We start from the raw sequence: 26,868 nt of genomic DNA, 5'->3' as shown, positions 1-26,868 counted from the left end.
CTATCAGCGCCGTGGTTGGGCGCGTATCCCACAACCGGTGTGCTCAGGCTGTTCATTACGCGCTCTCCAGCATATCGACGACGTGTTTGCGGCTCTTCATCAGCGGCTGAATCTTCCGACCGAAGTCCTCGATGCCTTGGACAAAGTCATCGAAGGTCAGCATCACACCGCTGGTGGCGGGCACTTCGGCAATTTCGTCGAGCATCCTGGCGACGTTCTCGAATGAGCCAACGAGCGTGCCCATGTTGATGTTCACCGCGGAGGTCGGATCGGCCATCTGCCGAATATTGGTATCACCCTTGGACTTGGTGTCGGCGGCGCCTTGCTGACCCAACCAGGCGACAGCTTCTTCGTCTACGCCGTCCTTGTAGGATTCCCAGCGGGCGCGGGCGGCTTCGTCGGTCTCGTCGGCGATGACCATGAAGAGCGCAACCGAGGTCACGTCACGGCCGGATTCGGCGGTGGCTTTTTCCAGACGCTCTACCGTGGGGGCGAAGGCTTTCGGGGTGTTCACCCCCTTGCCGAAACAGAAGTTGTAATCGGCAAACTTGGCGGTGAAGGCCATGCCGGCTTCGCTTTGGCCAGCGCAGATGATCTTCATGTCGGCCTGGGGTTTGGGGCTCACGCGGCAATCTTCCATCTGGAAATGCTCGCCCTTGAAATCACTGGTGCCGGTGTTCCACAGATCGCGCAACACGGTGGCATACTCGCTCAGATAGTCGTAGCGGTTGGCAAAGAACTCATCGCCCGGCCACAGACCCATCTGCGAGTACTCCGGCTTCTGCCAGCCGGTTACCAGGTTGACGCCAAAGCGGCCGTGGGAAATGGAGTCAATGGTGGAGGCCATGCGCGCGACAATCGCCGGTGGAATGGTCAGTGTGGCGGCGGTAGCGAACAGCTGGATGCGGTCGGTGACGGCGGCCAGGCCAGCCATCAATGTGAAGGATTCCAGGTTGTGCTCCCAGAACTCGGTTTCACCACCAAAGCCGCGCAGTTTGATCATCGACAGCGCAAACTCGAAACCATAGTGCTCGGCGCGCTGGACAATGGTCTTGTTCAGATCAAAGGTTGGCATGTATTGCGGCGCGTTTTTCGAGATCAGCCAGCCGTTATTGCCAATGGGGATGAAGATGCCTACGTTCATTGCTGTGCCCTCAGGTTCTGCTATCAATTCGTTTGCGGCACCGAAGGCCGCGTGGTGAGGAGAGAACAGCATCAAGCGTGCCAGAATTGGGTTTTATATATTTATCAATAGGTTGTGGTTTGATTGTGCTTTGTGGTGGACCATTTAGTCCAAGTTAGAGCACTTGGTTTGTGCGCGGCCGATCCGATTTGGGGCATGCGGGCGAGGCATAACCAGGGCTTGAGTTGCATAGGGCGCAAGGGGGTAGAATGCGCACACCAAGGAATGAGGCTGATAACCCGTGAGCAAACAGATACAGCGTCCAGGCACGCCGGCGAAGAAGCCCAAGGCGCGCAGCAGGGTGCCGAGCGAGGCGACGCTGAACCGTCGCAAGCGGCTGATGGAAACCAAGCGCAGCGCCATCATGGAGGCCGCGCTGGACATTTTTTCGCGCTACGGCCTGCACGGCACCAGCCTGGATCAGGTCGCCAGCCAAGCCGATGTATCCAAAACCAACCTGCTTTATTACTTTGCCTCCAAGGAAGAGTTGTATGTCAATGTGCTGCGGCAGTTGATGGAGGTCTGGTTGCGCCCGTTGCAGGCGTTTTCCGTCGAGCAGGACCCGGTTGAGGCTATTGGCGACTACCTGCAGGTCAAGCTGGAACTGTCGCGTGACCATCCGGCGGAATCGCGGTTGTTCTGCCTGGAGGTAATTCAGGGCGCCCCCTTGTTGCTGGAGGAGCTGCGCACCTCGCTACGCGAGATCGTCGAGTCCAAGGTGGCGGTAATCAATGCCTGGATTGAAAGTGGCAAACTGGCCCCGGTCGAGCCGCACCATCTGATCTTTTCGCTCTGGGCCACTACGCAGCATTACGCGGACTTCCGCGTTCAGGTAGAGGCTGTTTCCGGCCGTACCCTGGACGACCCTGCCTTCTTTGCCGAAACCCTGGCGAATCTAAAGATGTTGGTGTTGCAGGGTATCTGCCCGCGCAACTGAGTCCGGGCGACGGCCACGTCGCCCCCTTTTTGGGCTGCCCGCACAAACCGGGTGCTCTGAATCAGACCGTTTGATCAAATCTAATCTCGCATTTTTATTCAAGCCGCTGTAATTATTGGAAAAAAGCGTTACTGGCATATCTTGGCATAGTTGCTGCAATTGTTTTCCTCGTTTGAAACGGTGGGCGATTTCAACCGCCTGCAGATTCTTCAGGTCCGGCGACGCAGCGATGTGTACTCCGGAACTCAGTCGGAGGATGCAATCGTATGACGCTTCAATATGTACCCATCATCGATCTTGGTCCCTATTTCAGCGGTAGCCCCGAGGGCAAGGCCGCAGTGGCCAAAGCAGTCAATCAGGCATGCCGGGACATCGGCTTTCTGGTGATTACCCAACATCAGATTCCTGCCGAGCTGATAGAACGGGTCAGCCACCTGACAACGCAGTTCTTTGATCTGCCCATGGACGAAAAACGCAAGGCAAACAGGCCGCGTCCGGACATGGTGCGCGGTTACAGTGCAGTGGCAGAGGAGAGCCTTTCTTACTCCATGGAAGAGGCAGCGCCCGGCGACCTGAAGGAATCGTTTTCCATCGGCCCGTTGAACGTGCCGGATGAACCTTATTATTCCGAAGCCATGGCCGGCCCGCATTTTGCGCCGAATGTATGGCCAACCGCATTGCCGGGCTTCGATGCCGCCTATGCCGAATACTTCGAGGCCATGGGCGATCTGGCACGCAGCCTGATGCGCATCTTTGCTCTGGCGCTGGAGCTGCCGGAGAACTTTTTCGATGACAAGATCGACAAGCACATCAGCATGTTCCGCAGCCTGCGTTATCCGCACCTGAAGGAAGGTATTGAGGAAGGCCAGCTGCGCGCAGGCGCGCACACCGACTATGGCAGCCTGACCATCGTCAAACCCGACGGTGCCCTGGGTGGACTGCAAGTACGCAACCGTGAGGGTGAGTGGGTCGATGTGCCCTATGTGGAAGACAGCTTCGTGGTCAACATTGGCGATCTGATGATGCAGTGGACCAACGACCAGTGGATCTCGACCCTGCACCGTGTGGTCAACCCGCCGGAAGACGTTGAAGGCGATCAGCAGCGCCAGTCGCTGGTGTTTTTCCATCAGCCCAACTACGACGTCATGGTCGAGTGCCTGCCCAGCTGCCTGGCGGCCGGGGAGGTGCCTCGTTACGCACCAGTCAGCTCGGGTGATCACCTGCAGTCGAAGTTTGTGCGCCAGACCACCTTCGGCGGCAGCAAGGTGGCCTGACATGAGCAAACTCTTCTACGTCAATGTGTTTGCCCGCGACATCGAAGCGCTGAGCGGCTTCTATCAACGCGTATTCGGCTTCCCGGAAGTTGAAGCCATCCGCTCGCCCATCTTTGTCGGTCTGGACGCCGGCACCTGCTGCATTGGCTTTAATGCACCGGATGCCTATGACTTGCTGCACCTGGCTGATTACGCCGAAACCAGCGGCTGCAAGTTTCTGTTGAACATCGACGTCGATAGCCCAGGCGACGTCGATCGCATGGTGCCGATTGCCTGCGAGCACGGCGCCACCCTGATCAAGCCTCCCTATACCACCTATTACAACTGGTATCAGGCGGTTCTGTTGGACCCGGAAGGCAACGTGTTCCGGATCAATCACATGCTGTAACGCGCTTAAACCTCAAGACCCACCGCAAGAAGGACTTTGGCAATGAAAAAACTGCTTACGGGCACGTTATGTGCTCTGGCCGCGTGCGGCCTGATGAACACTGCTTCGGCAGCGGATGAAGGTTTCACTCTCAAGGGCCCGGCGAAGATCGCCATGCTCTATATCAGCCCGCGCAACGACGGCGGCTGGACCCAGGCCTTTGATGAAGCGCGTATGCGTCTGGAAGACGACATTGATCAGAAAATCCAGTACGTGGAAAGCGTGCCGGAAACCGCCTCGGCCATCAAACCTACGGTTGAGCGCCTGATTCAGCGTGGCTCCAACATCATTATCGGTACCGCGTTCGGTTACTCCGATACCTTCAAGGAATTGGCTGACAAGTACCCCGATGTAGCCTTTCTGAATGGCTCCGGCACCACCAACTCGCACAACCTGGAATCTTTCTACGGGCGTACCTACGAAAGCCAGTACCTGTGCGGTATGGCAGCAGGTGCAGCGTCACCCACCGGCAAACTGGGCTTTGTCGCGGCCAACCCCTTTGGTCAGGTTAACTGGACGGTTAACGCCTTCGCCATGGGTGCACAGCAAATCAACCCGGATGCCACCGTGACCGTGATCTACACCGGCGCCTGGAACGATCCGGTCAAGGAGCGCGCAGCGGCAACTGCGCTGATCGACCAGGGCGCCGACGTTATCGGTCAGCACGTTGACAGCCCAACCCCGCAGATCGTCGCTCAGGAGCGCGGTGTTTACGGCACCGGCCACCACCGTGACATGAGCGAATTCGCCCCCGAGGCCACCGTGTGCTCCTCCGTCTGGGTCTGGGATCGCTTCCTGGCGCCTGAGCTGAAGAAGGTCATGGCCGGTAACTGGAAACCAGCCGAGAACGGCGCGCTGCTGTCGATGGAGCAGGGCGGTACTGACGTGGCTTGCTGCGGCAAGGCCGTAAGCGAAGAAGACAAGGCCAAGATCATGGCGGCACGCGAAGAGCTGCTTAACGGTGAAAAGCTTATTTACGCCGGCCCTATCTCTGACCGTGACGGCAACGTCAAGGCTGCTGAGGGCGAGAGCCTGGACGACGGTCAGCTGTGGTCAATGGACTGGTTCGTGAAGGGAGTGATTACCCAGCAATGAGTCATACCAAAGCGATTCAATTGGATGCCGTCAGCAAGTCGTTTGACGGTTTCAAGGCTCTCTCAGAGGCGTCATTTACCGCCTGCTGGGGTGAGGTGCACGCCTTGCTGGGTGAGAACGGCGCAGGCAAGTCGTCATTGATGAATATTGCTGCTGGGCTGTACGCACCTGAGACCGGGTCGCTGTTGATTGACGATAATCTGGTGCGCCTCAAGGGGCCGCTGGATGCTGCTAATCAGGGCATTGGGATGGTGCATCAGCACTTCAAGCTGGTTAAGCCATTCAGCGTTGCGGAAAACATACTCTTGGGCCTGCGCACTGATCAGGCCCTCGGTTACCGCAAACGTTTGCAGCAGACCGCCGAGGACATCAAAGCCATGGCGGCCAAGCTGGGCTTCAGTATTGATCCCTTTGCCCGGGTTGATCAGTTGTCGGTCGCCGAGCAGCAGCGCGTTGAAATTCTCAAGGTGCTGTTGGCCGGGGCCCGCATCCTGATTCTCGATGAACCCACCGCAGTACTGACCGATGCGGAAGCAGAAAACCTGCTGACCACGGTCAAGCATTTTGCTCAGCAGGAGGGCGCTGCCGTCATCCTGGTGACGCACAAGATGAACGATGTGATGCGCTACGCCGACCAAGTCACTGTCATGCGTAGCGGGCGCACCGTCGCCAGCCTCAAGCCACAGTCGGTCTCGGTCGGCGAGTTGGTCAAGCTGACGGTAGGTGATGCGCCAACGCCACCGCAGATTCCAGCCAGCCGCGCGCCCGGAGAGGTGCGTCTCAAGGTCCGCGAGTTGCACTCGACCGATCCCAATAACCCGGTACTGCGCGGCGTGAATCTCAGCCTGCGCGCCGGTGAGATCTATGGTATCGCCGGCGTTGGTGGTAACGGCCAGAGCGAGTTGGCCAACGCGCTTATGGGGCTGCCGGAGCCAGTCAGCGGCAGTATGGCGCTCGTGGGCGAGGGCGAGCTGAACAGCCTAAGCCCAGCGCGCCGACGCGAACTGGGCATCGCCTGTATTCCGGCGGACCGCTACAGCGCCGCGCTGGCTGCACCGCTGTCGATCAGTGACAACTTCGCCATGGGCGAAATCCACAGCGGCCGCTATGGGCCGTTCTGGTACTTGCGCCGCGGTCGAATCGAGGCCGATACCGCGGCGGCGGTCAGCGAGTTTGATGTTCAGGGCGTGCGCTCACTGCAGCAAAAGGCCGCACTGCTCTCGGGCGGCAACGCGCAGAAGCTGGTGATTGCCCGTGAGTTCAACCGCCAACCGCAACTGGTGATAGTGCACAGCCCCAGCCGTGGTCTGGATGTACGCGCCACCCTGGCAGTACACGAGCGTTTGCGTAGGGCGCGCGACGCGGATGCGGCGGTACTGCTGATCAGCGAGGACCTGGACGAAGTGATGGCGCTTGCAGACCGCATAGGCGTGATGTCGGCGGGACGAATCATCGGCGAGTTTGCGCAACCGGCAGACCGTCAGGCAATAGGGCAGGCCATGGTGAACCATGTTTGATGCAACTGATTTTCAACCCTTGCTGGCGCGGCGCTACACGCTGGAGGTACGCCAGCAGATGGCCTGGTATTGGCAAGCGCTGGTCATTGCGCTGGCCCTGATAGTCGGGCTGCTGATTTCCGCTGCCATTCTGGTCGCCGCGGGTGTGCCGGCGGGCGAGCTGCTCAACGAGTTTGTCATTCTCACGCTGTTCGATAACCAGAGTCTGCGCGCGGTGCTGTTCCAGGCTGCGCCCCTGATCATGGTGGGGCTGGCGGGTTGCCTGGCGTTTCGCGCACGTTTCTGGAATCTGGGCCTGGAAGGCCAGATGATCTGGGGTGCCATTGGCGCGACCGCTATCTCGCTGTTCGAGATCGGGCCACCGGCGCTACGGCTGCCGCTGATGATGGCCTGCGCGCTGGTGTGTGGCCTTTTGTGGGCGCTGGCCCCGGCGCTGCTGAAGCTGCATCTCAAGGTCAACGAGATCATCTCGACACTGATGCTCAACTACATAGCGCTTAATTTTCTGCTGCACCTGGTGTACGGCAGCTGGAAAGACCCGCGTGACTCCTTTCCCTATTCGCCGCAGTACCGGGTTTTCGAGCGACTGCCGGAACTCTTCGACGGTCTCAGCCTGGCGGTGGTGATCGCCATGCTGGTCGCGCTCTTTGTGCTCTGGTTCACCGGGGTATCACGTGCCGGTTTGTACTTGCGCTTTGTCGACAACAGCCCGGGTGTCGCGCGGGCCGTTGGCGTGCCGGTCAGCCGGGTGATTCTGGGCACGGTGTTGTTGTCGGGTGCGCTGGCCGGGCTGGCCGGTTTTATGGTCACCGCCGGGCAGGAAGGCCGCCTGACCCACTCGTTTTACGCCGGGTACGGTTTCTCCGGGATTCTGATTGCCTTTCTGGCACGTAATCAGCCCATTGCCGCGACTGTGGTGGCGATGCTGGTCGCTACGCTCTTTGTCGCAGGGCGCAGTTTGCAGGTGTTTTATCAGATTCCCTTCTCGATGGTTCAGCTGATCCAGGCAATTCTGGTGATCTGCGTGGCGTCATCGGAGTTCTTTATTCGCCACCGTATTCGCCGTATTCAGGGGGGGCAGGGCTGATGAATATGATCGCAAGCTGGATCGGCAATATCCCAGACTTTGCCGTGCCCTTCGCACTGGCTGCGCTGGGCTTGATCGTCATTGAGCGCAGTGGCGTACTGGCGTTGGGCGCCGAGGGCCTGATGCTGGTGGGCGCGCTGACAGGTATTGGTGCCTCGCTGATGACCGGTGGCGCGACGGTCTGGGCCTTGGTCATCGCCATGATTGCCGCCGCAGCCGTCTCGCAGTTGTTCGCACTCATGGTGCTGGTGATGCGCATCAATCAGGTAATTGCCGGTCTGGCGCTGGTGTTCTTCTGCCAGGGTCTCACGGGTTTGCTGGGTACCCTGATGAACTGGACCAACAAACCGGTGAGCGGATTGCAGTCGGTTTCCCTGTGGCCGCTGTCGGAACTGCCGGTAGTGGGCAAGCTGTTTATCCAGAACCCGGTGGTGTACCTCACGCCGGTCATCTTCCTGCTGGTGATGCTGGTGCTCAATCGCAGCGTGACCGGCTTGCGCTTGCGCGCTGTGGGTGAAAACCCCCAGGCCGCCGACGCTGCGGGCATTCCGGTACTGGCTTATCGCTGCGCGGCTATTGCCGCCGGTTCGGCGCTGATTGGGCTGGCGGGCGCCTATATCTCGGTGCTCAGTACCAAGATGTGGATTGCCGACATGGTCGGCGGGCGTGGCTGGATAGCCGTGGCGCTGGTGATTTTCGCGCGCTGGGCGCCCTGGAAGGCGCTCGCTGGCGCTTTGCTATTCGGTTGCATCGAGGCGCTGATTCCTCAGATGGCGGCATCCGGCATTCGTCTGCCGCAGTACTTCGTGTTCATGACGCCCTACGCGGTCACCCTGGGGGTGATGATCTGGGTGGCCATCGTCAGCCGTGACAACAGCAGTCAGCCGGGTGCCTTGGGCGAGCCCTTCATTCGCGAGGAGCGCCGCTGACGCGGCGTATCTGCTCGGCACACTTCATAACGACTTGAAACAGGATATTGGCATGCAAGGTGTAGCTTTGATTACCGGGGCAACCTCCGGCTTTGGCGCGGCCAGCGCGCGCCGCCTGGCGGCGGACGGTTGGGCGCTGATTATCTGCGGTCGGCGCCAGGCGCGACTTGACGCGCTGGCAGCCGAGTTGTCACCCAGTACGTCGGTTCTGGCATTGCAGATGGACGTGCGTGACGCCGCAGCCGTGAAACGGGCTATTGATGAGCTGCCGGTGGGTTTTGGCGATATTCAACTGCTGGTCAACAACGCCGGTCTGGCTCTCGCCCCGGGGCCGGCGCAGGCGGTCGAGCTGAGTGACTGGCATACCATGATTGATACCAACATCACCGGGCTGGTCAACGTCACCCACGCGGTGCTGCCGCGCCTGATTGCCTGGGGCGCGGGTGCCAGCGTCATCAATATCGGCTCGACGGCCTCAGGCAATCCGTACCCCGGCAGCCACGTGTACGGTGCGAGCAAGGCCTTTGTACAGCAGTTTTCGTTCAACCTGCGGTGTGACCTGCAGGGCACCGGCGTGCGTGTAACCGACTTGTCGCCCGGCATTGCGGAAACCGAGTTCAGCCTGGTGCGCAACGCGGGTAACGAGACGGCAGCCGATGCGGTCTACCGCGATACCGTCCCGCTGACGGCAGAGGACGTGGCCGAGCAAGTTGCCTATATCGCCGCCTTGCCTGCGCATATGAACATCAATCGATTGGAGGTGGTGCCGGTGCGCCAGGCCTGGGGGCCGTATGCCATTCACCGTGAGGCGCTGAGTGCGGAGAAGAAGCCCGAGCCAGCCTGAAAACAGGCAATAAAAAACCCCGGATCAACCGGGGTTTTTCAATTTGGCTCCGCGACCAGGACTCGAACCTGGGACCCAATGATTAACAGTCATTTGCTCTACCAACTGAGCTATCGCGGATCGGACGCTGCGCACTTTATCAAAATAATGATTAAAGTCAACGTCTTGAAACCAGTTTAAGTGCTACTACCCGATTGCTCAGTCCTTCATCACGGCGGCCATGGCATTGGCAACGGCGTCAATATTGCTGGTGTTCAGGGCGGCGACACAGATGCGTCCGCTGCTCACTGCGTAGATGCCAAACTCATCGGCCAGACGCGCTACTTGCTCCTTGGTCAAACCGGAGTAGGAGAACATGCCACGTTGACGCTGGATGAAGTCAACATCGGTTTGCACGCCAGCGGCCTGCAGCTTCTCGACCAGCGCGCTGCGCATGTCACGGATGCGGTCGCGCATTTCAGCCAGCTCTTCTTCCCACAGCTGATACAGCTCCGGTGAGTTGAGTACTGCAGCAACCACCTTGGCGCCGTGGGTCGGTGGGTTTGAGTAGTTGGTGCGAATCACGCGTTTGAGCTGCGACAGCACCGGCGCGGTCTCACCCTGATTGGCGGTGACCATGGTCAGTGCGCCAACCCGCTCGCCGTAGAGCGAGAAGGACTTGGAGAAGGAGCTGGCAATCAGGAAGGGCAGGCCGGACTCGGCAAACAGCCGCACGGCAAAGGCGTCGTCTTCCAGGTTCTCGCCAAAGCCCTGATAGGCGATATCAAGGAAGGGCACGTGCTTGCGACGGGAGACCACGTCAATCACCTTGGCCCAGTCGGCCAGGCCCAGATCCACGCCAGTCGGGTTATGGCAGCAAGCGTGCAGGACCACAACCGCGCCTTCCGGCAGGGCTTCGAGGCCGGCCAACATGCCTTCCAGGTTCAGGCCATTGGTGGCTGGATCGTAGTAGGGGTAGTCGACGACTTCGTAACCGGCGGCTTCAAACAGCGAGCGATGGTTTTCCCAGCTGGGGTTGCTGATGGCGACCAGGCGCTTCTCGGCCTGACGGTAGAGAAAGTCTGCGCCCAGCTTAAGGGCGCCGGTGCCCCCTAGGGCTTGCGCGGTAATCAGTCGGCCGGATTTGAGCAGCGCGGAGTCGGCACCAAAGAGCAGCTTCTGGACGGCCAGGTCGTAGGGCGCCAAACCGTCGATTGGCAAATAGGCACGGGCAGCGTGCTCCGCCACACGGGCTTCTTCGGCTTCTTGCACGGCGCGCAGCAGCGGCACCTTGCCTTCCTCGTTGCAGTAAACCCCAACACCAAGATTGACCTTGTTGGCACGGGTGTCAGCGCCAAAGGCTTCGTTCAAACCGAGGATAGGGTCACGCGGGGCCAATTCAACCGGGGAAAACACACTCATGATATGGGCAAACTCGATACAGGTGAATGGAAGGTGTCGGGCTATGCCGTAGCGGCCGTTCATTATAGAGAAGTGACTGCAGAACTCCAATCGGGTTTCCCGGCCGCGCGATTGGGCAATAGCTGGATGGACGCCAGCACAGCCCAAGCAGTCACCATCTGCGTTATCATGATCTTTTGCCGCAGAACCACGGAGTACGTCCGTCGATGACTGAATTCAATCTGCAAACCCGCTTTGAGCCGGCCGGTGATCAACCGGTGGCCATCAAGCAACTGGTCGAGGGGCTCGAGGCCGGCCTGTCGCACCAGACCCTCCTTGGGGTAACCGGCTCGGGCAAGACCTTTACCATTGCCAACGTGATTCAGCAGGTGCAGCGCCCGGCCATCATCATGGCGCCCAACAAGACCTTGGCCGCCCAGCTGTACGGTGAGTTTCGCGAGTTCTTTCCGCACAACTCGGTCGAGTATTTCGTCTCGTATTACGATTACTACCAGCCAGAAGCCTATGTGCCGTCCTCGGATACCTATATAGAGAAGGACGCCTCGATCAACGACCATATCGAGCAAATGCGGCTGTCGGCGACCAAGGCATTGCTGGAACGGCCGGATGCGATCATCGTTGCGACTGTTTCGGCCATCTATGGCTTGGGTGATCCCAAATCGTACCTGCGCATGGTCTTGCACGTGGATCGCGGCGATCATCTGGATCAACGCACCCTATTGCGTCGCCTGGCCGAGCTGCAGTACACCCGCAACGACATGGAGCTGGCGCGCGCCAATTATCGCGTGCGTGGTGATGTTATCGATGTGTTTCCCGCAGAATCCGATCTGGAGGCTATTCGTATCGAGCTGTTCGACGATACCGTCGAAACCATCAGCTTCTTTGATCCGCTTACGGGTGAGGTTTTACGCAAGGTTCCGCGCGTAACTATTTATCCTAAAAGCCATTATGTGACGCCGCGTGAGACTCTGCTTGAGGCCGTAGAGAAGATCAAGGTCGAGCTGGGCGAGCGCCTGGAAGTGCTCAAGGCTGAGAATAAACTGGTCGAGCTTCAGCGCCTGGAGCAGCGCACCCGCTTTGATCTGGAAATGATCATGGAGTTGGGCTACTGCAACGGCATCGAAAACTACTCGCGCTATCTGTCCGGCAGAACGCCAGGCGAGGCGCCGCCCACCCTGTTTGATTATCTGCCGCAGAACGCGCTGCTGATCATCGATGAGTCTCACGTTTCGGTGCCGCAGGTAGGCGCAATGTACAAGGGGGACCGCTCACGCAAGGAGACGCTGGTCAACTACGGCTTCCGGCTGCCGTCTGCGCTGGATAATCGTCCGATGCGGTTTGACGAGTGGGAGGCGGTTTCACCGCAGGCCATTTTCGTTTCCGCTACACCCGGTCCCTACGAGGCAGAGCATGCCGGCCGTGTGGTCGAGCAAGTGGTGCGGCCGACCGGTCTGGTCGATCCCGAGATCGAAGTGCGTCCGGCCACCACTCAGGTGGATGATCTGTTGTCGGAAATTAGCTTGCGGGTGGAGCAGGGCGAGCGTGTGTTGGTCACCACACTGACCAAGCGCATGGCCGAAGACCTGACCGATTACCTCGGCGATCACGGTGTGCGGGTGCGTTACCTGCACTCCGATATTGATACCGTCGAGCGGGTGGAGATCATCAGGGATCTGCGGATAGGTGTTTTTGATGTGCTAGTCGGCATTAACTTATTACGAGAAGGCCTTGATATGCCTGAGGTTTCTCTCGTCGCCATTCTGGATGCCGACAAGGAAGGCTTCCTGCGCTCCGAGCGCTCGCTGATCCAGACCATCGGCCGGGCGGCGCGTAACCTCAATGGTAAGGCCATTCTCTATGCCGACCGCATTACCGGCTCGATGGAGCGCGCCATCGGTGAAACCGAGCGCCGCCGCGAGAAGCAGATTGCCTTCAACCTGGAGCATGGCATTACGCCGAAGGGGGTAACCAAGAGCGTCGCAGATATTCTCGAAGGCGCTGTGGTGCCCGGGAGCCGTTCGAACAAGCGCAAGAAGCAGAAAGCGGCAGAAGACGCTGCCGACTACAAGGCAAGCGAGTTGCGTACGCCGGCTGAGATCGGCAAGCGGATCAAGCAGCTGGAGGAGAAAATGTATCAGTATGCTCGGGATCTTGAGTTTGAATCGGCCGGGCAGCTGCGTGACGAGATACAGCAGTTGCGTGATCAACTGGTCAAGCTTGGTTAACCAGGTGGGCGAGAAATAAGCAGGTGCTGGAAAGGGTTGCCTGTTTATTGAACAGAATCGGGTTTAATCGTATTTTTCAGTCACTTATGCTTGACAAGGTTTTACAGGCTGCGTAAAGTTCGCGGCCATTGCAGGCACATAGCTCAGTTGGTTAGAGCACCACCTTGACATGGTGGGGGTCGTTGGTTCGAATCCAATTGTGCCTACCAAATTTGAACCCGGTCCCTGTGACCGGGTTTTTTATTTATGCGCTGTTCGGGGCGCTTCTGCAGTAGCCTGACGAGGGCTGCCGGCGATCGTGAGTCGGTATGAACTGTGGCGGGCAGTCCGGGCGGCATTTCCATCATGTGGCCTTGCGTAGGGGTCACCACTGAGCAGGAGTGGCACCATGCCTACTATTACTCTCCCTGACGGCAGTCAGCGTTCCTTCGATCATTCCGTTTCCGTTGCAGATGTAGCCCAATCGATTGGCGCTGGCCTGGCGAAAGCCACCATTGCCGGCAAGGTGGACGGCCGTCTGGTTGACGCCAGCGACCTTATCGAGCAGGACGCTTCGCTGCAGATCATCACCGCCAAGGATGAAGAAGGGCTGGAAATCATCCGCCACTCCTGTGCGCATCTGATTGGTCACGCCGTCAAACAGCTGTACCCCACCGCCAAGATGGTGATCGGCCCGGTTATTGACGAAGGCTTCTACTACGACATCTCCTACGAGCGTCCCTTTACGCCGGAGGACATGGCGGCCATCGAGGCACGCATGCGTGAGCTGATCGCCACCGATTACGACGTCATCAAGAAGATGACGCCGCGTGACGAGGTGATCAAGGTGTTCGCCGAGCGTGGCGAGGAATACAAGCTGCGTCTGGTGGAAGACATGCCCGACGAAAAAGCCATGGGCCTGTACTACCACGAAGAATACGTCGACATGTGCCGCGGTCCGCACGTGCCCAATACCCGCTTCCTGAAAGCCTTCAAGCTGACTCGCATTTCCGGCGCCTACTGGCGCGGCGATGCCAAGAACGAGCAGCTGCAGCGTATCTACGGTACTGCCTGGGCCGACAAGAAACAGCTGGCTGCCTATATTCAGCGTATGGAAGAGGCAGAGAAGCGCGATCATCGCAAGATCGGCAAGCGCCTCGATCTGTTCCATACCCAGGAAGAAGCGCCTGGCATGGTGTTCTGGCATCCCAATGGCTGGTCCATTTATCAGGTGCTTGAGCAGTACATGCGCCAGATTCAGCGTGACGCCGGCTATAAAGAGATCAAGACCCCGCAGGTCGTCGATCGGGTACTCTGGGAGCGCTCCGGCCACTGGGAGCATTACTCAGCTGCGATGTTCACTACCGAGTCGGAAAGCCGCGACTACGCCATCAAGCCGATGAACTGCCCCTGTCACATCCAGGTGTTCAATCAGGGCCTGAAGAGCTACCGCGAACTGCCGCTGCGCTTGGCCGAGTTTGGCTCCTGCCACCGCAATGAGCCGTCCGGCTCGCTGCACGGCCTGATGCGCGTGCGTGGCTTTACCCAAGACGACGCGCACATCTTCTGTACCGACGAGCAGGTAAAGAAAGAAGCTGCCGAGTTCATCGCGCTGACCTTGCAGGTATATAAGGACTTTGGTTTTGATGACGTTGAGCTGAAGCTGTCCACTCGTCCGGAAAGTCGCGTTGGTGACGATGCGCTCTGGGACCAGGCCGAGCAGGGGCTCGAAGCGGCGCTGAATGAAGCCGGTCTGAAGTGGGACTTGCAGCCTGGCGAGGGCGCGTTCTACGGCCCCAAGATCGAATTTTCGCTGCGTGACTGCATTGGTCGGGTCTGGCAGTGCGGCACCTTGCAGCTCGATTTCATGCTGCCGGGCCGTCTGGGCGCGCAATACGTAGCTGAAGATGGCGCGCGTAAAACACCGGTCATGCTGCACCGCGCAATTCTGGGTTCGTTTGAACGATTCATCGGAATTCTGATCGAACACTACGCCGGCGACTTCCCGGCTTGGTTGGCACCGACACAGGCTGCCATCCTGAATATTACCGATAATCAGGCGGAATATTGTGCAAATGTTGAGAAAACCCTGAATGAATTGGGTTATCGCGCCGTTGCGGACTTGAGAAACGAGAAGATCGGCTTTAAAATCCGCGAGCATACTTTGCACAAGACCCCCTATCTGCTGGTAATCGGCGATAGAGAAGTTGAATCGCACACAGTGGCCGTGCGTACGCGGGAGGGTAAAGATCTGGGTTCAATGACTGTAACCGAGTTTTCTGAATTCCTGTCCCGCTCTGTATCACTAAGAGGCCGCCCGAATTCGGAGTTATAACGATTAAACGCGAGATGAGACAAGACAAAAGAGCCGCACAGCGCCCGCCGATCAACGAGAACATCACGGCGCGCGAAGTGCGCCTGATTGGCGCCGATGGTGAACAAATCGGTATCGTGTCCATTCAGGAAGCATTGGCTAACGCTGAGGAGGCCAAGCTCGACCTGGTTGAAATCTCCCCTGATGCAGAGCCGCCCGTATGTCGCGTGATGGACTACGGCAAGCACATCTTCGAAAAGAAGAAACAGCAGGCCGCTGCACGCAAGAATCAAAAACAGATTCAAATCAAAGAAATCAAGTTTCGTCCAGGGACGGAAGAAGGGGACTATAAGGTCAAGCTTCGCAACCTTATTCGTTTCCTGTCTGACGGGGACAAGGCCAAGGTATCCTTGCGATTCCGTGGCCGCGAGATGGCTCATCAGGAGCTGGGGATGGAGTTGTTGAAGCGGGTCGAAGCCGACCTCGCCGAATACGGCACTGTCGAACAGCATCCGAAGATGGAAGGTCGTCAGCTGATGATGGTCCTCGCCCCCAAAAAGAAAAAGTAATCTCCAGGGCAACGCCAGGCCTTGCGATTATCTGATGCACTTCACTGTGGAGTAACTGAACATGGCAAAGATGAAGACCAAAAGCGCAGCAGCCAAGCGCTTCAAGAAAACCGGGAACGGCATTAAGCACAAGCATGCTTTCAAGAGCCACATCCTGACCAAGATGAGCACCAAGCGTAAGCGTCAACTGCGTGGCACTCAGCAGCTCAACGCTGCCGATGTTCAAAAAGTTGAACGCATGTTGCGTCTCCGTTAAGTCTAAGGTCGAGGATTAAAGAATGGCTCGTGTTAAGCGTGGTGTAACGGCGCGTAAGCGTCACAAGAAAGTTCTCAAACTGGCTAAAGGCTACTACGGTGCGCGTTCACGCGTATTCCGCGTTGCCAAACAGGCCGTTATCAAAGCTGGTCAGTATGCGTATCGTGACCGCAAGCAGCGCAAGCGTCAGTTCCGCGCGCTGTGGATTGCTCGTATCAACGCTGGCGCTCGTCAGAACGGCATGTCTTACAGCCGTCTGATTGCCGGCCTGAAAAAGTCGTCCATCGAGATCGATCGCAAGGTTCTGGCTGATCTGGCTGTGAACGAAAAAGCGGCGTTTACCGCGATTGTCGAAAAAGCAAAGGCTAGCCTGGCTTAAGCCCTCGTTACGACAATCACCGCGCCGTAAGGCGCGGATGGCAACGTCAATGATAGGGGAAGAGCCTCAACGCTCTTCCCCTATTTTTGTTTCTGGAGTTTGTAAATGGAAAACCTTGACGCCCTGGTCTCCCAAGCCCTTGACGCTATCGAGCAGGCAGCTGATGTCAATGCGCTGGAGCAGATCCGCGTGCAGTATCTAGGCAAGAAGGGCGAGCTGACTCAGGTGATGAAGACCCTGGGCAACATCCCGGCAGAAGAGCGGCCCAAAGTCGGCGCCATGGTCAATGAGGCCAAGGAGCGTGTCTCCAGCGTGCTGAACAGCCGCAAGAGCGAGATGGAATCCGCCGCGCTGAATGCCAAACTGGCAGCCGAGCGGGTAGACGTCACCCTGCCAGGCCGCGGCCAGGTGAGCGGTGGCCTGCATCCGGTCACGCGCACCATGGAACGCATCGAACAGATTTTTGCCCACGTCGGTTATACCGTCGAGGAAGGTCCTGAGGTAGAGGACGATTACCATAACTTTGAAGCCCTCAACATTCCCGGCCATCACCCGGCGCGGGCAATGCATGACACCTTCTATTTCAATGCCAACACTCTGCTGCGCACCCACACCTCTCCAGTTCAGGTGCGTACCATGGAAAGCTCGCAGCCGCCGATCCGGATCATTTGTCCGGGCCGGGTATACCGCTGTGATTCGGATCAGACCCACTCGCCGATGTTCCATCAGGTCGAAGGCCTGCTGATCGACGAAGGTGTGAGCTTTGCCGACCTGAAGGGGACTATCGAGCAGTTTCTGCGCGAGTTCTTCGAGGCTGACCTGGAAGTGCGCTTCCGTCCCTCGTTCTTCCCCTTTACCGAGCCCTCCGCTGAGGTGGATATCCGTCGTACCGTGGTCAAGAACGGTGAAGAGAAGGCCGATTGGCTGGAAGTGCTCGGCTGCGGCATGGTTCACCCGGATGTGCTGCGCATGTCCGGCATTGATCCGGAAAAATACCAGGGGTTTGCGTTTGGTATGGGCGTCGAGCGCCTGACCATGCTGCGCTACGGCGTGGGCGACTTGCGCATTTTCTTCGACAACGATCTGCGTTTTCTTGAGCAGTTTCGCTGAGCGCCGCACCCGCAACCCTTTTGATAGCAGGAATCCATAATGAAATTCAGTGAACAGTGGCTGCGCACCTGGGTGAATCCCGCCGTCTCCCGTGACGAGCTGGTAGCGCGCCTGTCCATGACCGGACTCGAAGTAGATAGCGTTACTCCGGCCGCTGGCGTGTTCAGCGGTGTGGTCGTGGGCGAAATCGTCAGTGCCGAGCAGCACCCTGATGCCGATAAGCTGCGCGTCTGCCAGGTCAGCAACGGCAGCGAACAGTTCCAGGTCGTCTGTGGCGCGCCCAACGCGCGCCCGGGGATCAAGATCCCGTTCGCCATGGTGGGCGCCGAGCTGGGTGAGGACTTCAAAATCAAGAAGGCCAAGCTGCGCGGTGTAGAGTCCTTCGGCATGCTGTGTTCCGCAGCCGAACTGAAACTCTCCGAAGACCACGATGGTCTCTATGAGCTCCCGGCAGATGCGCCTACAGGTCAGGATGTGCGTGAATACCTGGGCCTGGACGACGCCATCATCGAAGTTGACTTGACCCCCAACCGTGGCGACTGCCTCTCCATTGCCGGTCTGGCCCGTGAAGTCGGCGCCAATTACGGTGCAGTGGTTACGCGCGTGCAGGTGGATCCGGTTGCTGCCGTGCATGACGAGGTGCGGCCCGTAGAGCTGCTGGCCCCGCAGGCCTGCCCGCGTTATCTGGGTCGCGTGATTCGCAATGTTGATCTGTCGCGCGCCACGCCGCTGTGGATGGTCGAGCGTCTGCGCCGCAGTGATATTCGCAGTATCGACGCCGTTGTCGATATCACCAACTACGTCATGCTCGAGCTGGGTCAGCCGCTGCACGCCTTCGACCTTGCTGAAATAAAGGGCGGCATTCGCGTACGCTTGGCAGAAGAAGGCGAGAAGCTGGTGCTGCTGGATGGCCAGGAAATCACCCTGCGCGCCGACACCCTGGTGATCGCCGACCACGAGCGCCCTCTGGCCATGGCCGGCATCATGGGCGGTGAGCACAGCGGTGTGAGCACCAGCACCCAGGATCTGTTCCTGGAAAGCGCCTTCTTCGACACCATCGCCATCGCCGGCAAGGCGCGTGGCTACAGTCTGCACACCGATTCATCGCATCGCTTCGAGCGCGGCGTCGATTGGCAGCTGCAGAGCGAAGCCATGGAGCGCGCGACTGCGCTGATCCTTGAGATCGTTGGTGGCGAGCCAGGTCCGGTAATTGAAGCGGCAGAGCAGGGCGAGTTGCCCACGCTGAAGCAGATCATTCTGCGCAGCGAGCGCATCAACCAGATGCTCGGCATGCAGATGAGCGAAGCTGATGTGGTCGGCTATCTGACCGGGTTGGGGCTCACCGTCACCAAGCAGGGCGAAGGTCAGTGGCAAGTTGACGTACCCAGCCATCGCTTCGACATCAGCATTGAAGTCGACCTGATCGAAGAGCTGGCTCGCCTGTATGGCTATAACCGTTTGCCGGTCAGTGCACCAAATGCTGCATTGACGCTGAGCGCGAAGCCGGAAACGCAGGGCGAGCTGCCCATGCTGCGTCGCCTGCTGGTTGCGCGTGGTTACCATGAAGCTATTACTTACAGCTTCATCGAGCCTGGTTTGAGCAAACAGTTTGATCCAGAGATCGAGCCCCTGGCGTTGGCCAACCCCATCTCGACCGATATGGCTGTTATGCGTACCTCGTTGTGGCCCGGCTTGAGCAAGGCGCTGCAGTACAACCAGAACCGTCAGCAGGGCCGCGTGCGTCTGTTTGAAAGTGGTCTGCGTTTTGTACCGCAAGCCGATGGCGAACTGCTGCAGGAGCGCATGCTCTCGGGCATCGCTTGCGCTACGCGCCTGCCGGAAGGCTGGGCCAACGGTGCGGATAAGCTTGATTTCTTCGACGTCAAAGCTGACGTAGAAGCCATTCTGAACAACGGCGGTGCGGGCGAGGCGTTCACCTTTGTACCGGCAGAGCATTCCGCCCTGCATCCCGGGCAGAGCGCGAGCATTCTGCGTGACGGCCAGCAAGTAGGCCTGCTTGGCGCGCTACACCCGCAGCTGGTTGCCGACCTGGACATAAACGGTCCGGTTTTTGTGTTCGAGTTGGCATTGGCGAAAATTTGCCAGGGCAAACTGCCGCGCTTCAGCGAATTGTCCCGCTATCCTGAAGTCAGACGGGATATCGCATTGGTAGTGGATCGCACCGTTCTGGCGGAAGATTTGCTCTCATGCATTCGCCGCGAAGCAGGCGAGCACCTCAAAAACCTCAGGTTGTTTGACGTTTATGAAGGCAAAGGTATTGATCCGCTTAGAAAAAGTATGGCTATCGGCTTGACCTTGCAGAATTCCTCGCGCACTCTTACGGATGAAGAGGTGAATGCTGTCATGGACAGAGTGCTGAAGTCCTTGGAGCAAGGGTTCAACGCCACACTAAGGAAATAGCCGATGGGGGCTCTGACAAAAGCGGAAATGGCTGAGCGGTTGTACGAAGAACTCGGGTTCAACAAGCGCGAAGCCAAAGAGTTGGTCGAACTGTTTTTCGAAGAGATTCGTAATTCACTTGAGACCAACGAGCAGGTCAAGCTGTCCGGATTCGGCAACTTTGATCTGCGCGACAAACGTCAGCGCCCTGGACGCAATCCCAAGACGGGCGAAGAGATACCCATTACCGCTAGGCGTGTAGTGACTTTTCGCCCCGGACAAAAACTCAAGGCCAGAGTAGAAGCCTATGCTGGAACCCAGCCATAACGACGAACTGCCGGCGATCCCCGGCAAACGCTATTTCACCATCGGTGAGGTCAGCGAGCTTTGTGCAGTAAAGCCTCATGTTCTGCGTTATTGGGAGCAGGAATTTCCACAACTTTCACCCGTAAAACGTCGTGGCAATCGTCGTTATTATCAGCGCCAAGATGTGCTGATGATTCGCCAGATTCGCGGCTTGCTGTACGACCAGGGCTTCACCATTGGCGGTGCGCGTCAGCGTCTGTCCGGTGATGATGCCAAGGATGATGTGACCCAGTACAAGCAACTGATTCGTCAGACCATTGCCGAGCTGGAAGAAGTGCTGCAGGTTTTGCGCGTGCGCTGATACTGAAAAAAAACTTTCTCATTTCAGATAGTTAATGTATCATGCGACCCGCTTCGGAAGACAAATCGAAGCATCGTCGGGGCGTAGCGCAGCCTGGTAGCGCACTTGCATGGGGTGCAAGGGGTCGAGTGTTCGAATCACTCCGTCCCGACCATATTATTAGTGATCAAGCCCAATGTTTACGCATTGGGCTTTTTCATTTTCAGGCTCTTTTGGCCTGCTCAGCTTAATTTTCTTCGCGGTGTCTGGTCTGGCGCCCGAAAGCCCAATACGTTGATACTTTTCCGCAGCCGCCGCACATTGGTGGGCTACACTCTCGCTTGTCTTTGTCCAAGAGGAATATTTCATGGCTACCAACCGCTCGCGCCGTTTGCGCAAAAAACTTTGCGTCGATGAATTTCAGGAACTGGGTTTTGAGCTGAACCTGGCATTCAAGGACGGTCTTACCGTCGAAGAGATCGACAGTTTCCTCGAGGACTTTCTGGTTCAGGCAATGGACGCCAATAATCTGGATTATGTTGGCGGCGAAGATTTCGGTCTGGTTTGTCTGGCCGAGCGTGGCTCTGTCAGCGAAGAACAGCGCGCCGCAGTAGAAAGCTGGCTCAAGGGCCGTAGCGAGCTGGCCAAGGTGGAAGTCAGCCCGCTGCAGGATGCCTGGTATCCAGACAAGCCGGTCGCTGCGGCAGTCTGAGTCTGGCGGTGAGCAAGGCGAGGGGTGGATCAAGCATTCCATCTGCGCGGCGCTACCAGTTAGAAGAAAAGGGGACAGGCTGAAAAGCCTGCCCCCTTTTTTGTTTCCCATATCGTTATAACCGTTGTCTCTTGCATCTCTACTGCGACGGCAGTGAGACGAACGTTTTTACGGCTTCTGGCGCTTGGTCTAGATGTTATGCAAGCGGTCACGCATAGCTGCGCTTGCAGCCGGCCCTGGCCGCACAGTACAGCGATCGAGCGGCAGCGATTGCACTTCAGGGGTCGTAGTAAACGACAGCTGCAAACGCTGCCCTGAATCCCGGTCAACCATCTGCACGCTTTCGCCTTCCGGCGCGAGATGCTTATTCCCCCAGCTTACGAATGCCATCAGCACAACCAGGAAATCCTTGACCTTGTCGGTAGGAATATATTCATAGCGTAAGGGACGCTGGCTGTAGGGCACCTTCTGCAACATACCTGCGTCAACCAGCGAGTTCAGGCGGCGTGTGAGCATGCTGGGCGCAATATCCAGGCTGCGGGCGAACTCATCGAAGCGTTTTAACCCCTGTAACGCATCGCGCATCAGCAAGATACTCCACCACTCGCCAACCTGTTCCAGACCTCTGGCAATCGGGCATTCGCTAGGGAGGAGGGTTTTACGTTGCATAGCGTCTCGCTTATTGATGAATACATTGGCTGGCCAACAATGTTACTTTCATTATGATAGTAACGTCTACGCAGTGAGTCCCCACACTGAAGGAGCAGGAACATGGTGAGCAAACGTATCGTTGTGACCGGTCTGGGTGCGGTAACGCCCCTGGGTTCAAAGGTGGAAACAGTATGGCAGCGACTGCTGGCAGGGCAATCAGGGATTCGTGCTTTGCCCGAAGCGCTGATTGGTGATTTGGCCGTGCGTATCGGTGGAGAAGTGCCTGACGCAACGCAGGATACCGAAGCCGGCTTTGATCCGGATTCGCTGTTGCCGCCCAAAGAACAGCGCAAGATGGACCGCTTTATCCTTTTTGCCATAGCCGCTGCTCAGCAGGCGCTAGACCAGGCAGGTTGGAGACCGACCACGCCAGAAGCGCAGGAGCGTACAGCGACCATCATCGGTTCCGGTGTCGGTGGCTTTCCAGCGATGGTCGAGGCGGTACGCACCACCGACAACAAAGGCCCACGCCGACTTTCACCGTTCACCATTCCCTCTTTTCTAGGCAATATGGCGGCCGGGCATGTATCTATTCTGCACGGGTTCAGGGGCCCGCTAGGCACGCCCGTCACGGCTTGTGCGGCGGGCGTACAAGCCATTGGCGACGCCGCCAGACTGATCCGCGCTGGGGAGGCAGATCTAGCCGTGTGTGGTGGCGCGGAAGCCTATATTCACCGCGTTAGTCTGGCAGGCTTCGCTGCAGCGCGCGCTGTCTACCAGCCATGGCAACTCGCCGCAGCTGGCATCCAGGCCGTTTGATCAGGCGCGTGATGGTTTTGTCATGGGCGAGGGCGCCGGACTCCTGGTTATAGAGAGTCTGGAACACGCTCTTGCGCGCGGCGCGACACCGCTGGCCGAATTGGTGGGGTACGGGACCAGTGCTGACGCCTACCACATGACCGCTGGACCGGAAGACGGTAACGGCGCGTTGCGAGCCATGCAGCAAGCATTGCGCCAAGCGGGCATACCACCAGAGCAGGTGCAGTACCTGAACGCCCATGCCACCTCAACACCAGTCGGCGACTTGGGTGAAATCGCCGCAATTAAAACGTTGTTTGGTCACGGCGCTGGGCCCGCCATCAGCTCAACCAAATCGGCGACGGGCCACCTACTGGGCGCAGCCGGGGGGATAGAGGCCATATTTACCGTGCTCGCACTGCGTGACCAGATCGCCCCTGCAACACTGAACCTGACGTCGCCTGATCCTGCAGCGCAGGGGCTCGATTTGATTCGCAATCAGGCTCGCGACATCAGCATGGAGTATGCGTTGTCGAATGGTTTCGGCTTTGGCGGTGTCAACGCCAGTGTGCTGTTCCGGCGCTGGCACTGAACCTTGGCGCCAAGCGATATACAGATCGGGCCTGATGCGGCCATAACAGGCCGCTCAACTAAGCCTTGGATTTCCACCTCGTCAGCTTGGGCAACGCAACTCTTTTGCTTAGCTTGCTGTCACACAAGCAAGCAAACCTGATGTCGCCGCTGTCTATTACTGCGCTTGTATCGAGCCTTGGGCGGCAGCGCTGGGTTGATAGCCCTTAATCCGAAACTGGAGAAGTCCATGCCTACAACCTCCCGCGCGAGCCGCTTTGTTCTTGCACTGCTAGCCGTCTGCCTGTCCTCTATCGCCTGGGCGGATAACAGCTCACCTGAGGGTCTGTGGAAAAGCATCGACGACAACAGCGGCAACCCCCGCGCACTGATTCGCATTGTCGATCAGGGAGGCACGCTGCGCGGCACTATCGAAGAGGTTTTTCCGCAGCCAGGTAAAGAGCAGCACAGCACCTGCAAAAAGTGCGAAGGGGAGAACAAGGACGCGCCCATCATCGGATTGACCATTCTCACTGGCCTGCAAAAAGACGGCGACGAATACACCGGTGGTGAGATTCTCGACCCGGAAAACGGCAAGGTCTATCGCAGCAAGGCACAACTGATCGACGGTGGTGAGAAGCTGCAGGTGCGGGGTTATATCGGTACGCCCATCCTGGGCCGCACGCAAACCTGGATACGGCAGGAGTAGGGTCTAGGTGCGAGCCCCCACTGCTGTGGTTAACCAATATCTATTGGTTCGCAAGCGAGCGTGCCATATGAGTAAAGGCGGTAAAGGCCGCTGACGGATTGCGGCGATTGGGGTAGTAAAGGCACAGGCTACCTCGCGCCGGCGTCCAGTCTTCAAGCACGCGACACAATTGTCCGGTGTCGATCTCATGGGCGACGTCGTGCTCCATCAATAAACCAAGCCCAACCCCGCTTTTCACCGCCGCCTTGGCCAGGCTGGCCTCATCCAGGGTCAGCTGACCGGTAACATCAATCTTGATCTGCTCGCCGTCTCGCTCAAACTGCCAGGGGAAGAGTGCGCCGTTGGGCAGGCGAATGCGCACGCAGTGATGCTGCAACAAATCGGCAGGTGTAGCAGGGCGGCCATGCTTATCGATGTATTCCGGCGAGCCTACCACCGCGTAGCGCTGTGGCCGGCCCAGCGAAATCGCAATCATGTCGCTGGGTACCAGGCTGGCCAGCCGCACGCCAAAATCAAAACCCTCCGCCACGATATCCACCATGCGCCCCTCGGTGACCAGGTCCACGTCCACCTGCGGATGTTGCTTCAAAAACGCCAGCACCAACGGCGTTAGAATTTCCCGTGCCGCGCTGGCGAATGCGTTGATACGCAAGGTGCCGGAAGGTCCGGCGCTATGCGACACCACAGTGTCGATCGCGCCGCGCATATCCTGCAATACCGGCCCCACCTGATCGATGAAGATACGGCCGGCTTCGGTCGGCGATACGCTGCGCGTGGTTCTGCTGAACAGCCGGGTCTGCAGATTGGCCTCCAGCTTGGCGATGGTATTGCTCAGCGCGGTGGTCGACATACCCATGTCCACCGCCGCCGCACGGAAAGACCCCCTGTGCGCAACAGCCATGGCAGCCTCTAGTTCGATCAGTCCAGGGCGGTAGATAGTCATATGATTATCCTGCTTTGCGGGATTTGCCGTTTCGATTTATCCGTATTGAGTGGATTATTGCCTGCCTCTATTGTGGGGACAAGGTCATCGTAAGCAACAGCCGCCCAGCAAGAGAAAAGGTTTCGATGATCCTCCAACGGAGTCCTCTCGTAGGGAGGAGCCTCCATTCGTTCAGATAGGAGATTGGGTAATGACACTTTCACTTCCTGATGCCGTTTCAACCTGCTTTGACATCATCAATGGGGGCGATCCCAAACGCGTTAACGCATGTTTCCGGCCAGATGCCACAGTCACGGATGAAAACCAGCGACACCAGGGCCTCAGCGCCATCGAGTCCTGGCAGCGCGAGACCCGCCAAGCGTTTACCTACAAGGCCGAACCCTTGGCGGCGGCCACAGAAAATGGCGTGCTCAACGTCAGGGCGCGACTGACCGGTGACTTCCCAGGCAGTCCGGTGCAGCTCGACCATGTTTTTGTGCTTGAGCAAGGCATGATTCAGTCACTGGAGATTAAACCCTCATGAACCTCCAATTAAGCGGCAAGCGCGCGCTGGTCACCGGCGGTACCAAGGGGGTGGGCAAGGCAGTGGTCGAGTTGCTTCTCGCAGAAGGGGCAAAGGTCATGACCGCCGCCCGAACGATAACCAAGGAGCTACCCGATTGCCTGTACCTGGCGGCAGACCTCACAACTCAAGAGGGCTGCGAGACGCTGGCAGCAGAAGCCGTCCGCCTGTTGGGCGGGGTAGATGTGATAGTTCACGTGCTGGGCGGCTCGTCCGCGCCTGGTGGCGGCTTTGCCGCACTCAGTGATGCGCACTGGCAGCGCGAGCTGAACCTGAACCTGTTGCCGGCTGTGCGGCTGGATCGCGCCTTGTTGCCGGGTATGCTGCAGCGCGGGTCGGGCGTCATCATTCACGTCACCTCTATTCAAAATAAACTGCCGTTACCTGAAGCCACCACGGCTTACGCCGCCGCCAAGGCGGCGCTGTCTACCTACAGCAAAAGCCTTTCAAAGGAAGTGACGCCGCAGGGCGTACGCGTAATCCGAGTGTCGCCAGGCTGGGTTGAAACCGAGGCCTCGGTCGCGCTGGCAGAACGCTTGGCAGAAGAGGCCGGAACCGACTATGAGGGCGGCAAGAAGATCATCATGGATTCGCTGGGCGGCATTCCGCTTGGGCGTCCGTCGCAGCCGGCAGAAGTCGCCAACCTCATCGCGTTCCTGGTCTCGCCGCGCGCCGCCTCCATCAGCGGAACGGAGTTTGTTGTTGACGGCGGGACCGTGCCGACGGTTTAGCGAGTGGTCATAGCCCTGTGAAGCTCGAAAGGCGCGCAGTACGTCAGACCCTGACTACAAGCCACCGGCGGTTGGTTTCTGTATCATCGGCCGCTGACGAGTTTTGACACTGAGCCGACCTTGACCACACTCAAATACCTCAGCGGCTACGCTCCCAGCCTGCAGCAGCAGGTGCAGGCACTGATTGACCAGGACCGGCTGGGCGCCTGGCTGGAGCAACGTTACCCGCCACAGCCGCAGCATCTGATTCAGTCCGATGCTGCGCTCTATGAGTACACCCAGCGCCTGAAGCAGGAGCACATGCGTAGCAGCGGGCCAATCAGCAAGGTGTATTTCGATACCCGTATGCACGTGATCGACAACGCGCTGGGCCAGCACCAGTTTGTCAGCCGCGTGCAGGGCAGCAAGCTCAAGGCCAAGAACGAGATCAAGGTTTCGGCCATGCTCAAAACCCTGCCTGAGCCGCTGCTGCGCATGGTGGTAGTGCATGAGCTGGCGCACCTGCGCGAGAAAGACCACAACAAGGCCTTCTATCAGCTCTGCCGGCACATGGAGCCCGATTATCACCAGCTGGAACTCGACTTGCGGCTGTTTCTGACGTTGCGCGACTAGGCTTGAAA

Annotated in this window: 26 protein-coding genes, 3 tRNA genes and 1 pseudogene; 25 read left to right on the top strand and 5 right to left on the bottom strand. The window is 58.4% G+C overall.

The genetic code is table 11. From position 1 onward, the window contains the following. Nucleotides 1-55 precede the first annotated feature (55 nt). On the bottom strand, nt 56-1,144 hold the full coding sequence (rutA, locus tag V7747_RS11815; RefSeq protein ID WP_335616226.1) for a pyrimidine utilization protein A: 1,089 nt from the start codon (nt 1,142-1,144) through the stop codon (nt 56-58). A 280-nt stretch (nt 1,145-1,424) separates the two neighbouring features. On the opposite strand from rutA, the gene rutR reads away from it, so the two are divergent. The 8 genes from rutR (at nt 1,425) to V7747_RS11775 (ending at nt 9,293) form a co-directional block, all read left to right on the top strand. Beyond that, on the top strand, nt 1,425-2,120 hold the full coding sequence (rutR, locus tag V7747_RS11810) for an HTH-type transcriptional regulator RutR (RefSeq protein ID WP_335616225.1): 696 nt from the start codon (nt 1,425-1,427) through the stop codon (nt 2,118-2,120). A 266-nt stretch (nt 2,121-2,386) separates the two neighbouring features. After that, nucleotides 2,387-3,394, top strand: a complete 1,008-nt coding sequence (locus V7747_RS11805) for an isopenicillin N synthase family dioxygenase (RefSeq protein WP_335616224.1) — start codon at nt 2,387-2,389, stop codon at nt 3,392-3,394. Nucleotide 3,395: 1 nt separating this feature from the next. Then, nucleotides 3,396-3,782: a VOC family protein gene (locus V7747_RS11800; RefSeq protein ID WP_335616223.1), complete on the top strand. Its 387-nt coding sequence runs from the start codon at nt 3,396-3,398 to the stop codon at nt 3,780-3,782. Nucleotides 3,783-3,824: 42 nt separating this feature from the next. Continuing rightward, complete coding sequence (locus V7747_RS11795; protein WP_335616222.1) at nt 3,825-4,916, top strand: BMP family ABC transporter substrate-binding protein; 1,092 nt, start codon at nt 3,825-3,827, stop codon at nt 4,914-4,916. Further along, nucleotides 4,913-6,433 (top strand): ABC transporter ATP-binding protein, encoded by a 1,521-nt coding sequence (locus V7747_RS11790; protein ID WP_335616221.1) that lies wholly within the window; start codon nt 4,913-4,915, stop codon nt 6,431-6,433. The genes V7747_RS11795 and V7747_RS11790 overlap by 4 nt, the downstream gene beginning before the upstream one ends. Then, nucleotides 6,426-7,520: an ABC transporter permease gene (locus tag V7747_RS11785; RefSeq protein ID WP_335616220.1), complete on the top strand. Its 1,095-nt coding sequence runs from the start codon at nt 6,426-6,428 to the stop codon at nt 7,518-7,520. The genes V7747_RS11790 and V7747_RS11785 overlap by 8 nt, the downstream gene beginning before the upstream one ends. After that, entirely contained in the window at nt 7,520-8,449 is a 930-nt protein-coding gene (locus V7747_RS11780) for an ABC transporter permease (protein WP_335616219.1), read from the top strand. Before V7747_RS11785 ends, V7747_RS11780 begins: the two co-directional genes overlap by 1 nt. A gap of 52 nt (nt 8,450-8,501) precedes the next feature. After that, the gene (locus V7747_RS11775) at nt 8,502-9,293 is read left to right on the top strand and encodes an SDR family NAD(P)-dependent oxidoreductase (RefSeq protein ID WP_335616218.1); all 792 of its coding nucleotides are present in this window, start codon (nt 8,502-8,504) and stop codon (nt 9,291-9,293) included. Nucleotides 9,294-9,337: 44 nt separating this feature from the next. Here the strand turns inward: V7747_RS11775 and V7747_RS11770 are convergent. Continuing rightward, a tRNA-Asn gene (locus V7747_RS11770) sits at nt 9,338-9,413 on the bottom strand. A 78-nt stretch (nt 9,414-9,491) separates the two neighbouring features. Next, the gene (locus V7747_RS11765; protein ID WP_335616217.1) at nt 9,492-10,694 is read right to left on the bottom strand and encodes an amino acid aminotransferase; all 1,203 of its coding nucleotides are present in this window, start codon (nt 10,692-10,694) and stop codon (nt 9,492-9,494) included. Between the two features lie 206 nt (nt 10,695-10,900). Here V7747_RS11765 and uvrB point away from each other — a divergent pair, with 206 nt between their 5' ends. The 12 genes from uvrB to V7747_RS11705 all read left to right on the top strand — a co-directional run bounded on the left by uvrB (nt 10,901) and on the right by V7747_RS11705 (nt 21,284). Then, on the top strand, nt 10,901-12,919 hold the full coding sequence (gene uvrB, locus V7747_RS11760) for an excinuclease ABC subunit UvrB (RefSeq protein WP_335616216.1): 2,019 nt from the start codon (nt 10,901-10,903) through the stop codon (nt 12,917-12,919). A gap of 132 nt (nt 12,920-13,051) precedes the next feature. Further along, nucleotides 13,052-13,128 (top strand) — tRNA-Val (locus tag V7747_RS11755). Nucleotides 13,129-13,307: 179 nt separating this feature from the next. Further along, nucleotides 13,308-15,233: a threonine--tRNA ligase gene (thrS, locus tag V7747_RS11750; protein WP_335616215.1), complete on the top strand. Its 1,926-nt coding sequence runs from the start codon at nt 13,308-13,310 to the stop codon at nt 15,231-15,233. After that, nucleotides 15,230-15,781 (top strand): translation initiation factor IF-3, encoded by a 552-nt coding sequence (infC, locus tag V7747_RS11745; RefSeq protein ID WP_335616308.1) that lies wholly within the window; start codon nt 15,230-15,232, stop codon nt 15,779-15,781. Before thrS ends, infC begins: the two co-directional genes overlap by 4 nt. A 61-nt stretch (nt 15,782-15,842) precedes the next feature. Further along, the gene (gene rpmI / locus V7747_RS11740) at nt 15,843-16,037 is read left to right on the top strand and encodes a 50S ribosomal protein L35 (RefSeq protein ID WP_092283775.1); all 195 of its coding nucleotides are present in this window, start codon (nt 15,843-15,845) and stop codon (nt 16,035-16,037) included. Nucleotides 16,038-16,059: 22 nt separating this feature from the next. Next, nucleotides 16,060-16,416: a 50S ribosomal protein L20 gene (gene rplT, locus V7747_RS11735; protein ID WP_335616214.1), complete on the top strand. Its 357-nt coding sequence runs from the start codon at nt 16,060-16,062 to the stop codon at nt 16,414-16,416. 105 nt (nt 16,417-16,521) lie between these two features. Next, nucleotides 16,522-17,526: a phenylalanine--tRNA ligase subunit alpha gene (pheS, locus tag V7747_RS11730; protein WP_335616213.1), complete on the top strand. Its 1,005-nt coding sequence runs from the start codon at nt 16,522-16,524 to the stop codon at nt 17,524-17,526. A gap of 39 nt (nt 17,527-17,565) precedes the next feature. Continuing rightward, a complete protein-coding gene (gene pheT, locus V7747_RS11725; protein WP_335616212.1) occupies nt 17,566-19,947 on the top strand; it encodes a phenylalanine--tRNA ligase subunit beta in 2,382 nt (793 codons plus the stop codon). A 3-nt stretch (nt 19,948-19,950) separates the two neighbouring features. Next, on the top strand, nt 19,951-20,253 hold the full coding sequence (ihfA, locus tag V7747_RS11720) for an integration host factor subunit alpha (RefSeq protein WP_092283767.1): 303 nt from the start codon (nt 19,951-19,953) through the stop codon (nt 20,251-20,253). Then, on the top strand, nt 20,234-20,593 hold the full coding sequence (locus V7747_RS11715) for a MerR family transcriptional regulator (protein WP_092283765.1): 360 nt from the start codon (nt 20,234-20,236) through the stop codon (nt 20,591-20,593). The genes ihfA and V7747_RS11715 overlap by 20 nt, the downstream gene beginning before the upstream one ends. A 77-nt stretch (nt 20,594-20,670) precedes the next feature. Further along, nucleotides 20,671-20,747 (top strand) — tRNA-Pro (locus tag V7747_RS11710). A gap of 192 nt (nt 20,748-20,939) precedes the next feature. Further along, the gene (locus V7747_RS11705) at nt 20,940-21,284 is read left to right on the top strand and encodes a YggL family protein (protein WP_335616211.1); all 345 of its coding nucleotides are present in this window, start codon (nt 20,940-20,942) and stop codon (nt 21,282-21,284) included. Nucleotides 21,285-21,473: 189 nt separating this feature from the next. Here the strand turns inward: V7747_RS11705 and V7747_RS11700 are convergent, their stop codons facing one another. Further along, nucleotides 21,474-21,953, bottom strand: a complete 480-nt coding sequence (locus tag V7747_RS11700) for a winged helix-turn-helix transcriptional regulator (RefSeq protein WP_335616210.1) — start codon at nt 21,951-21,953, stop codon at nt 21,474-21,476. Between the two features lie 105 nt (nt 21,954-22,058). Here V7747_RS11700 and fabF point away from each other — a divergent pair. Together fabF and V7747_RS11690 are read left to right on the top strand one after the other, a co-directional pair. Then, a pseudogene (gene fabF / locus V7747_RS11695) lies at nt 22,059-23,325 on the top strand (beta-ketoacyl-ACP synthase II). A gap of 228 nt (nt 23,326-23,553) precedes the next feature. Beyond that, nucleotides 23,554-24,012 (top strand): DUF2147 domain-containing protein, encoded by a 459-nt coding sequence (locus tag V7747_RS11690; RefSeq protein WP_335616209.1) that lies wholly within the window; start codon nt 23,554-23,556, stop codon nt 24,010-24,012. A 40-nt stretch (nt 24,013-24,052) separates the two neighbouring features. On the opposite strand, the gene V7747_RS11685 is transcribed toward V7747_RS11690, so the two are convergent. After that, nucleotides 24,053-24,955 (bottom strand): LysR family transcriptional regulator, encoded by a 903-nt coding sequence (locus tag V7747_RS11685; protein ID WP_335616208.1) that lies wholly within the window; start codon nt 24,953-24,955, stop codon nt 24,053-24,055. Between the two features lie 190 nt (nt 24,956-25,145). Between V7747_RS11685 and V7747_RS11680 the strand changes: the two genes are divergently transcribed. The 3 genes from V7747_RS11680 (at nt 25,146) to V7747_RS11670 (ending at nt 26,860) form a co-directional block, all read left to right on the top strand. After that, a complete protein-coding gene (locus V7747_RS11680) occupies nt 25,146-25,478 on the top strand; it encodes a nuclear transport factor 2 family protein (protein ID WP_335616207.1) in 333 nt (110 codons plus the stop codon). Beyond that, entirely contained in the window at nt 25,475-26,248 is a 774-nt protein-coding gene (locus tag V7747_RS11675) for an SDR family oxidoreductase (RefSeq protein ID WP_335616206.1), read from the top strand. Before V7747_RS11680 ends, V7747_RS11675 begins: the two co-directional genes overlap by 4 nt. 120 nt (nt 26,249-26,368) lie before the next feature. Next, a complete protein-coding gene (locus tag V7747_RS11670; protein WP_335616205.1) occupies nt 26,369-26,860 on the top strand; it encodes a M48 metallopeptidase family protein in 492 nt (163 codons plus the stop codon). Nucleotides 26,861-26,868: the final 8 nt, after the last annotated feature.

This window comes from Halopseudomonas sp., assembly GCF_036960865.1.
Lineage (GTDB): Bacteria > Pseudomonadota > Gammaproteobacteria > Pseudomonadales > Pseudomonadaceae > Halopseudomonas.
Note: the sequence above shows the minus strand (reverse complement) of the source record. Positions and strands in the feature narration are given on the sequence as shown.